This window comes from Burkholderia arboris (genome assembly GCF_038723655.1).
In the GTDB taxonomy this organism is placed as follows: Bacteria; Pseudomonadota; Gammaproteobacteria; order Burkholderiales; family Burkholderiaceae; genus Burkholderia; species Burkholderia arboris.
The window spans coordinates 1,772,625-1,785,700 of the sequence record NZ_CP109822.1 but is presented as its reverse complement, the minus strand read 5'-3'; the positions used below and the strand labels follow the sequence as shown (position 1 = coordinate 1,785,700).

The following is a 13,076-nucleotide window of genomic DNA, read 5'->3' as shown; positions in this document are numbered from 1 at the left end:
GATTCAGGCGCGGTTCGTCCGCGCACTCGCACCCCATTTCAACGCTCCGATGGACGTCACCGCTATCCGCCCTGCCGCCCGTGCGCTCGACGTGTTCCACCCGGCCGTCGCCGCGTGGTTCCAGCGCACGTTCGCCGCGCCGACCGGCGCGCAGGCGCTCGCGTGGCCGCACATCAAGGCCGGCCGCTCGACGCTCGTCGCCGCGCCAACCGGTTCCGGCAAGACGCTCACCGCTTTCCTGTGCGCGCTCGACGATCTGGTGCGCGATGCGCTGGCGCACGACGGCACGCTGCCCGACGCGACGCTGGTCGTCTATGTGTCGCCGCTGAAGGCGCTGTCGAACGACATCCACGTGAACCTCGACGCGCCGCTCGCCGGCATCGCCGAATCGCTCGCGCACCTCGGCCTGCCGGTGCCGACGATCCGCACCGCGGTACGTACCGGCGACACGACGCAAGCGGAACGCGCCGCGCTGCGCAAGCGTGCGCCGCACATCCTCGTCACGACACCCGAATCGCTGTACGTGCTGCTGTCGTCCACGTCGGGGCGCCAGATGCTGTCGAACGTGCGCTCGGTCATCGTCGACGAGATCCATGCGCTCGCGTCGTCCAAGCGCGGCAGCCATCTCGCGCTGTCGCTCGAGCGCCTCGATGCACTGTCCGGCCGCGCATTGCCGCGCATCGGGCTGTCGGCCACGCAAAAGCCGATCGACGCGGTTGCGCGCTTCCTGGTCGGCGGGCCGGCCGATGCGCCGCGAGACTGCACGATCGTCGACACGGGCCACACGCGCGAGCGCGATCTCGCGCTCGAACTGCCGAACGTGCCGCTCGAACCCGTGATGGCGACCGACGTGTGGGAACAGGTGTACGACCGCATCGCCGGGCTCGCGGCCGCGCATCGCACGACGCTCGTGTTCGTCAACACGCGGCGCACCGCCGAGCGCATGGCGCGCCATCTCGCCGACCGGCTCGGCAAGAACGCGATCGCCGCGCATCACGGCAGCCTCGCCAAGGAACACCGCTTCGATGCCGAGCAACGCCTGAAGCGCGGCGAACTGAAGCTGCTCGTCGCCACGGCCTCGCTCGAACTCGGCATTGACATCGGCGACGTCGATCTCGTCTGCCAGGTCGGCTCGCCGCGTGGCATCGCGCCGTTCCTGCAGCGCGTCGGCCGCTCGGGGCACCATGTCGGCGGCGTGCCGAAGGGCCGGCTGTTCCCGCTGTCGCGCGACGAACTCGTCGAATGCGCGGCGCTGCTCGATTGCGTGCAACGCGGCGAGCTCGATGCGCTGCGGATTCCCGAAGCGCCGCTCGACGTGCTCGCCCAGCAGATCGTCGCCGAAGTCGCGTGCACGGAATGGCAGGAAGACGCGCTGTATGCGCGCTTCACGCACGCGGCGCCGTACGCACGGCTGACACGCGAACGCTTCGACGAAGTGATGAAGATGCTCGCCGAAGGCTTCACGAGCCGGCGCGGCGTGCGCGGTGCGTACCTGCATCGCGACGTGGTCGGCGGCACCGTGCGCGGGCGCCGTAACGCAATGATGACCGCGACCACGTCGGGCGGCACGATCCCCGACATGGCCGACTATGCGGTGCTGCTCGAACCGCAAGGCATCCAGGTTGGCACCGTCAACGAGGATTTCGCGATCGAGAGCCTGGCCGGCGACGTGTTCCAGCTCGGCAACCAGTCGTACCGGATCATTCGCGTGGAAACGGGCCGCGTGCGCGTCGAGGACGCGCAAGGCCAGTCGCCGAACATTCCGTTCTGGCTCGGCGAGGCGCCGGGGCGCAGCGACGAACTGTCGGCGGCGGTCGGCCGGCTGCGTGCACGGCTCGACGGGCTGTTCGCGGACGGCGACCGGCAGGCCGGTGCCGGTGCCGGTGCCGGTGCCGGTGGACGCAATCGTGCGGGCAGCAACGCCGAAGCCAAAGCGAATGGCGAAACCGGCACGGCACGCGCCTCCGCCGAAAGCCGCCTCGCGCCGGCGCTGCGCTGGCTCGTCGACGAGCTCCGCCTGTCGCCGGACGCGGCGCGCCAGATCGCCGACTACCTCGCCCGCACCCGCGCCGCGCTCGGCGCACTGCCGACGCAGGACACGCTCGTGATGGAGCGTTTCTTCGACGAATCGGGCGGCACGCAGCTCGTGATCCATTCGCCGTTCGGCAGCCGCATCAACCGCGCCTGGGGGCTCGCGCTGCGCAAGCGCTTCTGCCGCAGCTTCAACTTCGAGCTGCAGGCCGCCGCGACCGACGACGCGATCATCCTGTCGCTGTCGCTCGCGCACAGCTTCGCGCTCGACGAGGTGTGGCGCTACCTGCGTTCGGCCAGCGCCGAGCACGTGCTGGTCCAGGCGCTGCTCGACGCGCCGATGTTCGGCGTGCGCTGGCGCTGGAACGCGACGACCGCGCTCGCGCTGCCGCGCTTCACCGGCGGCCGGCGCACTGCGCCGCAACTGCAGCGGATGAAGAGTGAGGATCTGCTCGCGACCGTGTTCCCCGATCAGGTCGCGTGCCTCGAGAACATCGTCGGCGAACGCGAGATTCCGCATCATCCGCTCGTCGACCAGACGCTCGACGATTGCCTGCACGATGCAATGGACACTGACGGCTGGCTCGCGCTGCTGCGCCGGATCGAAAGCGGCGCGATCGAACTCGTCGCGCGCGACCTGCCCGCACCGTCGCCGCTCGCGGCCGAGATCCTGAACGCGAAACCCTACGCGTTCCTCGACGACGCACCGCTCGAGGAGCGCCGCACACAGGCCGTTCAGTCGCGCCGGTGGAGCGATCCCGAATCGGCCGACGATCTCGGCGCGCTCGACGCCGACGCGATCGATGCAGTCCGCGACGAAGCATGGCCGCTCGTACGCGACGCCGACGAAATGCACGATGCGCTGCTCACGCTCGCCTGCATCGCCGACAGCGAAGCACAAGCCCACGCAGGCTGGCCCGACCGGCTCGCGGAACTCGCGGATCGCCGCCGCGCGACGAAACTGGTCGCGCCGGGCGGTACCGGGCTGTGGGCGCCGGTCGAACGGCTCGTATGCCTGCGTGCGCTGCATCCCGACGCGCGCCCCATGCCGGCGCTCAAGGTGCCGGCCGCATGCGCGCAGCCGTGGGAAGCCGATGCGGCACTCGTCGATGTGATCCGCGCGCGGCTGACCGGCTTCGGGCCGCTCACGCTCGACGCGATCGCGACACCCGTTGGCCTGCCGCCCGCGTCGGTCGCGACGGCGCTCGCGGCGCTTGAGCGCGAAGGCTACGTGATGCGCGGCCGCTTCACGCCGGGCGCGACGACCGACGAATGGTGCGAACGCCATCTGCTGGCGCGCATTCACCGCTATACGGTGAAGCGGCTGCGCCGCGAAATCGAACCGGTCGAGCGCGCCGACTTCATGCGCTTCCTGTTCCACTGGCAGCACCTGACGCCCGACACGCGCGGCACGGGCCGCGACGCACTCGCGGCCGTGGTCGAACAGCTCGAAGGCTACGAGGCCGCGGCAAGCGCGTGGGAAGACGCGCTGCTGCCCGCGCGGCTCACCGACTACATGGCCGGCGGCCTCGACGAGCTGTGCCGCTCGGGCAAACTCGTCTGGACCCGCATCGGCGCGCCGGCGCGCGCGGCCGGCACACCCGTGAAGACGACGCCGATCGTGCTGCTGCCGCGCCGCCACCTCTCCGCGTGGCAGGCGCTGCGCGATCCCGATGCGCAACCGGCGCTGTCCGCGCGCGCCACGCAGGTGCGCGACGCACTCGCCGCGCACGGCGCGATGTTCTTCGATGCGCTGCTCGACGACCTGCACGTGCTGCCCGTCGAACTCGAACAGGCGCTCGGCGAACTCGTGTCGGCCGGCCTCGTGAATGCGGACAGCTACGCGGGACTGCGCGCGCTGCTGAAGCCCGCCGTCAAGCGCAGCGCAACCTATGCCCCGCGCACGCGACGCGGCGGCGCGCTGATCGGCGGAATGGACGACGCGGGCCGCTGGGCGCTCGTGCAGCGTCAGGCGCCGCGGGACGATGCGCCCGCGCCGAAGCGCGGCCCGGCGGCGACCGATCCCGACGCGCTCGAGCACATCGTGTGGACGCTGCTGCGCCGTTACGGCGTCGTGTTCTGGCGACTGCTCGAACGCGAAGCCGACTGGCTGCCGAGCTGGCGCGAACTCGTGCGCGTGCTGCAACGGCTCGAAGCGCGCGGCGAGATTCGCGGCGGACGCTTCGTTGCCGGGCTCGCGGGCGAGCAGTTCGCGCTGCCCGAAGCGATCCCGATCCTGCGCGAACTGCGGCGGCAACCGGGCGACGGACAATACGTGTGCGTGACGGGCGCCGATCCGCTGAACCTCGCCGGCACGCTGCTGCCCGGCGACAAGGTGCCGGCGCTCGCCGGCAATCGCGTGCTGTTCCGCGACGGCGTGCCCGTTGCATCGCTGGTATCCGGCACGTTCCATTACGCCCCCGACCTGCCGCCCGCCGCCCGCGAGGATGCGCGCCTGCGGCTCGCGCGTTACTGCTGACATCGGCTGACACGCACGCCGCACAGACTACTGATCGCCGGGCCGCGCAGCCGCCATCGTTCAGGTAGCATCGGACGATTGACTGCGCGGGCTCCCGCGCGTCGCCCAGACAAAACAAGACTTCCGGAGACTGCCGCTCATGGCTTCGCATGCCGATTCGCCCGTCGCTCATCACGCGGGTTCGCTGACCATTTTCCAGGGTGCCGCACTCTATATCGGCGCGGTGCTCGGCACCGGCGTGATCGCGTTGCCCGCGCTTGCCGCCGAAGTCGCGGGGCCGGCCTCGCTGCTCGCGTGGGCTGCGCTCGTCGTGCTGTCCGGGCCGCTCGCTGCCACCTTCGCCGCACTCGGCGCCCGTTATCCCGATGCCGGTGGCGTATCGACCTACGCCCGGCGCGCATTCGGCCCGAAGGCCGCTGCCATCGTCGGCTGGTGCTTCTATTTCGCGGTGCCGGCCGGCGCGCCGGCCGCCGCGATGTTCGGCGGCGCATACGTTGCGGCCGTCACGGGCGGCGGGCACACGACGATCATCGTCACGGCCGCCGCGCTGATCGCGACCGTGTCGGCCGCGAACGCATTCGGCGTCACCGTGTCGGGCCGCATGCAACTCGTATTGTCGGCGCTGCTCGTCACGCTGCTGCTCGTCGCGGTGCTCGCGTCCGCGCCGCATGCGCGCCCCGCGAACCTGCATCCGTTCGCGCCGCATGGCTGGCTCGCGGTCGGCCAGGCCGCCGCGCTGCTCGTGTGGAGCTTCGCCGGCTGGGAAGCGATCACGCATCTCGCGGCCGAATTCCGCCGGCCCGCGCACGACATGCCGCGCTCGGCCGGCATCGCGGTCGTGGTCGTCGGATTCCTGTACCTGTCGGTCGCCGCCGCGAGCGTGATGGTGCTCGGGCCATCGGCCGGCGCATCGGGTGCCCCGCTCGCCGAACTGATCGCAGGCGGCATCGGCGGCCACGCGCAGGTGCTGGCGGCCGCGGCCGCGCTGCTGCTCACGCTCGGCACGATGAACGCATATTTCGCGGGCGCGGCCAAGCTCGGCGCGGCGCTCGGTCGCGACGGCGCGCTGCCGGCGTGGCTCGCGCACGGCAGCCAGATCGGCGGCGTGCCGCGCCGCAGCCTCGGCGTGATCGCCTTGCTCGCGGCCGTCGCGCTCGCTGCAACGACGCTCTCGGACGTCGGGCCGAAACCGCTCGTGCTCGTCACGTCCGGATGCTTCGTGATGGTGTACGGGCTCGGCGCAGCCGCCGCGCTGAAGTTGCTGCCGCGCGGCAGCATCGCCCACCGTTGCGCATGGGTTTCGCTGATTGCGGTCGCGGGGCTGTTCCTGACGACCGGATGGTATTTCCTGTTCCCGCTGCTGCTCGCAGGCGCCGCACTGCTTTATCTGCAAGTGACCGGCCCGCGCAAATGACCTGGCGCGTGCACGGGCATCGCCCGCCCGCTCGCTGCGCACGGCGCTTGCCGGGTCACGCCGATCCGGCCAGGCGCCGTTTCGTCGCGCCGGTCAGGCCGGCACCAGTTCGAAGCTGAGCCGTTTGCCGAGTGCGGCGGCCGCGCTCGCGAGCGTCGCCAGCGTGAGGCTCGTGTCGGTTTCGTCGAGCAGGCGGTTGAGTGCGGCGCGGCTGGTTTTCATCCGCGCGGCCATTGCGGTTTTCGTGATGTGTTGCGCCTTCATCTCCTGCCCGATCTGCCACGCGATCACGCGCTTGATTGCCGTGGCGGTGGCCGCTTCGAGATTGCCGTCTTCTTCGAGGAAGCGATCGAAATCGCTGCCGATATGCGGGTTGTTCGTGGTCGTCATGTCGTACTCCAGGTGCATGGCGTTGCCGGCTGCCCGACCGTCGGAGACGGCGCGTTCCGGCACAACCGGGGAATTCAGATGGCGTGCGTCAGCACCTTCAGGCGCGCGACGGTGACGTCGAGATCGTCCGACGGCGTGGCCCGCGATTGCTTGAAGAAGCCGTGCAGCAGGACCATCGTGTCGCCAGCGACCGTGAACAGCACGCGAGCGCTTCGCCCCGGCAGCATCACGCGGATCTCCCATAGATCCTTCGCCATCTTCCGGACCAGCGGCATGCCGAGCGGCCAGCCGAGTTGAACGGTCTTGATCTCTTCGCCGAGAGCCGTTCGCTCCGCCTGCCCGAGCGCCTTGAGCCATTCGCGCACCGGCTCGTTGCCTCGGGCCGTCCGGAAGAACCGCACGCCGAGCGTGACCTGTATCTGCTGTCTCGCCATCGTCTTGTCGCCAATCGTACCAAAAACGGTACGATATGCCAAGTGCCCCGGTGGCGGCTACTGACCGGATGGCCAGTCCTGCGGCAAGGAAAGGGATCGAGCTGCGCCCGACGGGTCAACGGTTGCCGCGGGCCGGCTTGCGCGCCGCCCGAGGCGCCCGGTGCGGGCGTGTGTCGCCGAAGCGCGACCGCGCGATGTCGCGCACCGCGTCGATCAGCGTTCGCGCCACCGGCGACGGCTGCGCATCGGTCCGCAGCACGAGCCCGACCGGCTCGTCGGTGCCCGCCGACGGCAGCGGCAGGCGCGCCAGCGCACCGGCCGACAGATCGTATTCGGCCGCGTAGAGCGGCACGAACCAGACCGCGTCGTTCTCGAGCGCAAGCGCACGCGCGACCGAGACCGACAATACCTCGATGAACGAATCCAGCGGCGGTGCGCCGCATGCGCCGAGCAGTTGCTCGGCCGACTGCCGGATCAGCGTGCCGAACGGCGGCAGCACGACCGGATAGCGTGCAAGCTCGGCAGCCGGCGCCGCGCTTGCGAGCAGCGGATGCCCGGCACGCACGACCGCGACGAGCGGTTCGTTGTACAACTGCTCGAACGCGAGCCCGATCATCCGCTCAGGCTCCGACAGCCGCCCGATCGCGCATTCGATCGCACCGGACTTCAGGCGCTCGAGCAGCTCGGCATTCGCGGCCGTCGCGATCCGTACGACGATGCGCGGCCAGCGTTCGGCCAACGCCTTCATCAACGCCGGCGCGAGCGAGGCCGCGACGGTCGGCAGCATGCCGACTTCGAGCGTCGCCGCCGCGGCCCCGCCCTCGCGCGCGAGCAGCCCGACGCCCTGCCGCAACGCGAGCACGCACGCATTCGCGTGCGGCATGAACAACTGCGCTTCGCGGGTCGGCTGCGCGCCCTGCCGGCCACGTTCGAACAGCTTCACGCCGAGGATCGCCTCCAGTTCGGCGATCGTCTTCGACACGGCCGGCTGCGTGATCGACAGGCTTTCGGCCGCCTTCTGCACGCCGCCCAGCTGCGCGACCGCGAGAAAGCACTGCAGGTGCCGGAATTTGACGCGGCCGTCGGCAATACGATTATTCATAACGAACGGTTATGCGGATGACGATGAAATGCCATTTTGCATAACTTTCCGGAGAGTCCCAAGCACTCGGTGATCCGTCATGCTTTCCGTCGCAGCGCCTGGAAACCCGTCGGCTCCCAGATCCGCTTCGCGATCAGCAAGCCCGTTCCGTGCTTTTGCCCGAGCGGCGCCGACGCCGATTCCGCATGCAGCGCGGCCGCCTTGCTGCGCAGCCGGCGCAACTCCAGTTCCAGCTCCGCGGCGGCGGCTTCGGTCAGCATCCCCTGCGAGAACGTCATCGTCTCGCCCGCGCCGTCGAAGCGGCTGTCGAGGAAATCGCCGAGCGCATGCGTATGAAAGTAACGGCGGATCGGCCCGCCCGGCAGCCAGTCGAAATCGCGGGCGACACGCACGCGAATCCGGTCGCCCGGCAACAGCGCCACGACGTTCATCCGGTCGAGCATCAGCAGGTATTTCACGCACTCGGCCTGCGACACCCGATACGCCGACACGATGTCCTGCACGGTCCAGTAGTTGATCGCGCAGACGGCAACGAGCAGCAGCTTCTCGTCCGACACGAGCAGCGCCTCCTGCTGTTCGGTCAGCACGTGCAGCCTCGGCGCCGAAGCGGACGCCTCCTGCACGAGCTCGGCCAGCGTATAGCCGAGCAGTTGCGCGATCTCCACGACCCGCTCGAGCGTGAAGCGGCCGCTGGCGAACAGCCGCTTCACGCTCGTCTCGGAGACGTCGAGCGACCGCGCGACGTCGCGGTAGGTCATGCCCTGCGCCTTCAACTGGCGCTTCAGCGTTTCGATGAGCTGGGCGGTTTCGGTCATATTGGTATCGAAAAATGGTGCTCACGGTCGAATGTTAGGCTACCTGCGCAGGCAAATGAACACTTTTCGTTACTTACCCGCATAATCCGCTCCGTCCTGTCACTCAACGACGGAGCCGAAATGACCACCCGGACCGAAACCGCCGCGTACGAACCGCACGACACCGCACCACGCGATGCACGCGACACCGATCGCACGATGCCACTCGCGACCGTCCGCACGCTGGCCGCCAGCGTGCATGTCGGCGATCTCGTGTTCATCCGCGTGCCGGCCGGGGCGCCGCGCGACGCGGCCGGCACGACGGGCCCGGCCGGCGCGTGGGCCAATCGCTGCGGGATCGTCGTCGATACGTCGGGCGACGAACCGTTGATCGCCGAATCCGCGGCGTTGGCGTGGACGAAGCTCTCGCCGCTGTCGCGCTTCGTCGCCCGCACCGCAGGCGGACGCATCGCACTGGCACGCCGCATCGCGGCACCCACCGCCGATGCGCAGCGCCAGGTCCATGCCGCGGCCGAACAGCGAATCGACGCGCTGCTCGGCAACCGCTTCAACCTGCGGGTGCGGCGCGGGTTCTGCGCGCGATATGTAAGCGACGTGCTCGGCATGGACCAGGCTGCGACGCCGGCCGCCCTGCTGCGCAGCGGCGCGCTGACACTCGAATTCGACGGGATCGTGTTCGATCCCGGCCGCCGCTGATAACGGGCACGCTCGGGGAGACCGGATAACGACAAGAACAAAAGACAAGAAATAGCGACGGGCTGGCTGGAGGGCCGTGCACGGGGTCGTCACCGACGACGCGAAGCCCGATCGCTTTTTCCGCCGGACAGGCATCCTGTCCGGCGGATTTTTCATGGGCGCGCCGAACATAACGAATGGTTATGCGATTCGCGAAAAAAGGTCATTTTGCATAACTTTCCGGATTGGCTAAAGTCGTGCCATCCACTTTGCGAAAAACCTATCAGGAGACGCCCGATGGATTCCCCCACGATCCTCACGCCGCGCGACTGGCCGTCGCATCCGGCCTATGTCCACCCCGAATACCGTTCGTCCGTGAAGCGCGGCCCGACCCGAGCGCTGATCCCGCTGAAGGAGAAACTGCGCGACCAGTACGCCCCCGTCTACGGCGCCGAAGATCTCGGCGCGCTCGACCACGACCTGACGAAGAACGCCGTGAAGAACGGCGAGCCGCTCGGCGAGCGCATGGTCGTCACCGGCCGCGTGCTCGACGAAGGCGGCAAGCCCGTGCGCAACACGCTCGTCGAGGTGTGGCAGGCGAACGCGGCCGGCCGCTACGTGCACAAGGTCGACCAGCACGACGCGCCGCTCGACCCGAACTTCCTCGGCGCGGGCCGCTGCCTGACCGACGACGACGGCCGCTACCGCTTCCTGACGATCAAGCCCGGTGCGTATCCGTGGGGCAACCACCCGAACGCGTGGCGCCCGAATCACATCCACTTCTCGCTGTTCGGCGATTACTTCGGCTCGCGTCTCGTCACGCAGATGTACTTCCCCGGCGATCCGCTGCTCGCGTACGACCCGATCTTCCAGGGCACGCCCGAGGCCGCGCGCGATCGCCTGATCTCGCGCTTCTCGATGGACATCACCGAAGAAGGCTATGCGCTCGGCTACGAATTCGACATCGTGCTGCGCGGCCGCGACGCCACCCCGATGGAGCGCTGAACCATGACGACGCTGAAGCAAACCCCTTCGCAGACGGTCGGCCCGTACTTCGCGTACGGCCTGTGCCCGCAGCAATACGACTATGACCTGAAGAGCCTGTTCACGCCGACGATCGCCGCGGCGCACGCCGAAGGCGAGCACGTGCTGCTGGTCGGGCAGGTGTTCGACGGCGACGGCAACGTGGTCGGCGACGCGGTGCTCGAATTCACGCAGGTGGACGGCGCGGGCCGCTACCCCGCCTCGCGCGACGACATCGCGAAATCCGGCTTCACGGGCTTCGCGCGGGTCGGCACGGGCACCGACCCGCAGCAGCGCTTCGTCGTCGAGACGGTGAAGCCGGGCCGCCTCGCCGCCGACGAGGCACCGCACATCAACGTGACCGTGATGATGCGCGGGATCCTCACGCATGCGTTCACCCGCGTGTACTTCGACGACGAAGCCGCCGCGAACGCGGCCGACCCCGTGCTGAACGCCGTGCCGGCCGAACGCCGCGCGACGCTCGTCGCGAAACGCGACGCGCAGCCGGGCCGGCCGGTCGTCTACCGCTTCGACATCCGCATGCAGGGGCCGGACGAAACCGTATTCTTCGACGTTTGACGCATGCGCCGGCACTCGCCGGTGTCGACAGCATCCACGCCGTGTGGCGCGATACCGACAGGCATCGCGCCACACGGCGTTTTTCATGCGCCGTCGCCATCATTCGATGATGCGTCGCATCGTGGCGCATTGCGACGACGGATGCCTGTTGACCAAGGCTTCCCGCCCCAATATCAAACACACGTTTGAAACGCATGCTGCGACCGCACATGAATCGTCGGGCCGACAGGATATCGTTTGCGCGTTATGCGGCGTATCCTTCGCTATCTGCAACGAGTCAGCGGGATTGAATCGGACGAGGCAACAATTACATGAGTCATGCGCGACACTGCCCGGCAGGCCGTTCGCGCATTTTTTCTGACCGGGTGCCTTTAAACGCGTCTGACCGAATTTGGCGGACGCGTATTTTTTTTCCTGGCCGGCCCCGCTAGCGGCGAATCTCCAGATACCGGCTCGGCGTGTCGCCCAGGATGCGGCGAAACGCCGACGTGAACGCGCTTGCGCTCGCGTACCCGAGATCGAGCGCGACGCGCGTCACCGGCTGCCCGTCGGTCAGGCGGGCAATCGCCGCGAGCATGCACACCTGCTGGCGCCACGCGGCAAAACTCACGCCCGTCTGCGCGCGGAACTGCCGCGTGAACGTCCGCCGGCTCACACCGGCATCGGCCGCGACCCGGTCGAGATCGGCCGCGATCGACGGCGACGCGAACAGGTGCCGGCACACCTTCGCCAGCCGTGCGTCGGCCGGCAGCGGCGCATGCAGCGACAGGCGCGGCATCGTCGCGATTTCCGCAACCAGCAGATCCATCAGCTTGCCCGCGCGCCCGTCGACGTCGTACAGGGCCGGCAGGTCGATCGCATCGTCGATCAGTTGCCGCAGCAGCGGCGACACGCCATGCACGCCGCACTGCGCGGGCAGCCCGGCAGCCTGCGCGGCGTCGGCGGACACGAACGTGTTGAGCATCGTGACCGGCCCGGTCATCGTCATTTCGTGCCGCACGCCGGCCGGCACCCAGCACGCGCGCTGCGGCGGCACCAGCCAGCGGCCGTGCGGCGTCGACACGCTGATCGTGCCGCGCGACGCAAACGCGAATTGCCCGCGCACGTGCGCGTGCTCCGGAAACGTCGTGCCCGCCGCAAAGTCGTTGGCGGTCACGACCACGCTCCGGGGAATGTGTTCGTAGGGATCTAGCTGCGTATTTCTCACGGCCCGAATTCCATCATCAATGACCCGATATCGAAGGCGGGTCGCCTTCGATCGATCTACGATCCGCTCCACCGTTGCGCGACCTCGCGGCCGCAAGACCCGTCGGCCCGATCGGCCGGATTGCAACCTCATCGGAGCGGAGATGCCGAATACGTTTCATCGCGTGGGGGACGGCCCCCACCCTGTTCTCGTGCTGCACGGCTGGTTCGGCGACGCCCGCGCGTTCGAGCCCGTCGAAGCCTGGCTGTCGCGCGAGCATTTCAGCTATGTATTCATGGACTACCGAGGTTACGGCCGCATGCGCGACGCACGCGGCGACTACACGATCGACGAGATTGCCGCCGACACGCTCGCGCTCGCCGACGCAGTCGGCTTCCCGACCTTCAGCCTCGTCGGCCATTCGATGGGCGGCATGGCGATCGAGAAGATTGCCGCCATCGCGCCCGACCGCGTGCGCGCGCTGGTACCGATCGCGCCCGTGCCGTGCGGCGGCCTGCCGTTCGACGCCGTGCGACGCGCGCTATTCGAGCGTGCCGCCGGCCACCTTGCCGATCGCAGGACCATCATCGATCGCAGCACCGGCAACCGGCTGCCGGCCGCCTGGGTCGAGTGGAAAGCCGCGTATTCGGCCGCCTGTTCGTCGGCGCAGGCATTCGGCGCGTACTTCCGTGCGTGGGCCGATACCGATTTCAGCGGGGAGATCGCGGGGCGCCATCCGGTGAAAGTGCTGATCGGCGAACACGATCCCGCTTTCGACATGGCGCTGATGGCGCGCACTTACCTGCAACGCTACCCGCTCGCCACCGTCGACGTGCTGCGCAATGCAGGCCACTATCCGATGAACGAGACGCCGCTCGCGCTGGTCGCGGCGATGGAAGCGTTCCTGCTCGCCGCGACGGCTCGCCCCGCCGCCATCGACTGACCGGC

11 protein-coding genes are annotated in these 13,076 nt (G+C 69.0%); 6 read left to right on the top strand and 5 right to left on the bottom strand.

Annotated elements, in window-relative coordinates; translation table 11 throughout:
- The first annotated feature begins 49 nt into the window (after positions 1-49).
- Together OHZ10_RS25320 and OHZ10_RS25315 are read left to right on the top strand one after the other, a co-directional pair.
- Complete coding sequence (locus OHZ10_RS25320) at positions 50-4,510, top strand: DEAD/DEAH box helicase (RefSeq protein ID WP_342704636.1); 4,461 nt, start codon at positions 50-52, stop codon at positions 4,508-4,510.
- Positions 4,511-4,649: 139 nt separating this feature from the next.
- Positions 4,650-5,924, top strand: a complete 1,275-nt coding sequence (locus OHZ10_RS25315; RefSeq protein ID WP_342704634.1) for an APC family permease — start codon at positions 4,650-4,652, stop codon at positions 5,922-5,924.
- 93 nt (positions 5,925-6,017) lie between these two features.
- Here the strand turns inward: OHZ10_RS25315 and OHZ10_RS25310 are convergent, their stop codons facing one another.
- The 4 genes from OHZ10_RS25310 to OHZ10_RS25295 form a co-directional block, all read right to left on the bottom strand.
- Entirely contained in the window at positions 6,018-6,314 is a 297-nt protein-coding gene (locus tag OHZ10_RS25310; protein WP_059240747.1) for an XRE family transcriptional regulator, read from the bottom strand.
- Between the two features lie 74 nt (positions 6,315-6,388).
- Positions 6,389-6,748, bottom strand: a complete 360-nt coding sequence (locus tag OHZ10_RS25305) for a type II toxin-antitoxin system RelE/ParE family toxin (RefSeq protein WP_059237000.1) — start codon at positions 6,746-6,748, stop codon at positions 6,389-6,391.
- Positions 6,749-6,863: 115 nt separating this feature from the next.
- Positions 6,864-7,850 carry a pca operon transcription factor PcaQ gene (pcaQ, locus tag OHZ10_RS25300; protein WP_059237001.1) on the bottom strand — a complete coding sequence of 329 codons (987 nt, stop codon included), beginning with the start codon at positions 7,848-7,850 and terminating at the stop codon, positions 6,864-6,866.
- 77 nt (positions 7,851-7,927) lie between these two features.
- Positions 7,928-8,665, bottom strand: coding sequence for a helix-turn-helix domain-containing protein (locus OHZ10_RS25295; RefSeq protein WP_059237002.1), 738 nt, complete (start codon positions 8,663-8,665; stop codon positions 7,928-7,930).
- Between the two features lie 120 nt (positions 8,666-8,785).
- Between OHZ10_RS25295 and OHZ10_RS25290 the strand changes: the two genes are divergently transcribed.
- The 3 genes from OHZ10_RS25290 (at position 8,786) to pcaG (ending at position 10,942) form a co-directional block, all read left to right on the top strand.
- Positions 8,786-9,361 carry a YiiX/YebB-like N1pC/P60 family cysteine hydrolase gene (locus tag OHZ10_RS25290; RefSeq protein WP_342704630.1) on the top strand — a complete coding sequence of 192 codons (576 nt, stop codon included), beginning with the start codon at positions 8,786-8,788 and terminating at the stop codon, positions 9,359-9,361.
- A gap of 276 nt (positions 9,362-9,637) precedes the next feature.
- Positions 9,638-10,345 carry a protocatechuate 3,4-dioxygenase subunit beta gene (gene pcaH, locus OHZ10_RS25285; RefSeq protein ID WP_059237004.1) on the top strand — a complete coding sequence of 236 codons (708 nt, stop codon included), beginning with the start codon at positions 9,638-9,640 and terminating at the stop codon, positions 10,343-10,345.
- 3 nt (positions 10,346-10,348) lie between these two features.
- Positions 10,349-10,942 carry a protocatechuate 3,4-dioxygenase subunit alpha gene (gene pcaG, locus OHZ10_RS25280; protein WP_059237005.1) on the top strand — a complete coding sequence of 198 codons (594 nt, stop codon included), beginning with the start codon at positions 10,349-10,351 and terminating at the stop codon, positions 10,940-10,942.
- Positions 10,943-11,369: 427 nt separating this feature from the next.
- Here pcaG and OHZ10_RS25275 read toward each other — a convergent pair whose 3' ends face one another.
- The gene (locus OHZ10_RS25275) at positions 11,370-12,149 is read right to left on the bottom strand and encodes an AraC family transcriptional regulator (RefSeq protein WP_059237006.1); all 780 of its coding nucleotides are present in this window, start codon (positions 12,147-12,149) and stop codon (positions 11,370-11,372) included.
- A gap of 142 nt (positions 12,150-12,291) precedes the next feature.
- On the opposite strand from OHZ10_RS25275, the gene OHZ10_RS25270 reads away from it, so the two are divergent.
- Entirely contained in the window at positions 12,292-13,071 is a 780-nt protein-coding gene (locus OHZ10_RS25270; protein WP_342704627.1) for an alpha/beta hydrolase, read from the top strand.
- Positions 13,072-13,076 lie beyond the last annotated feature (5 nt).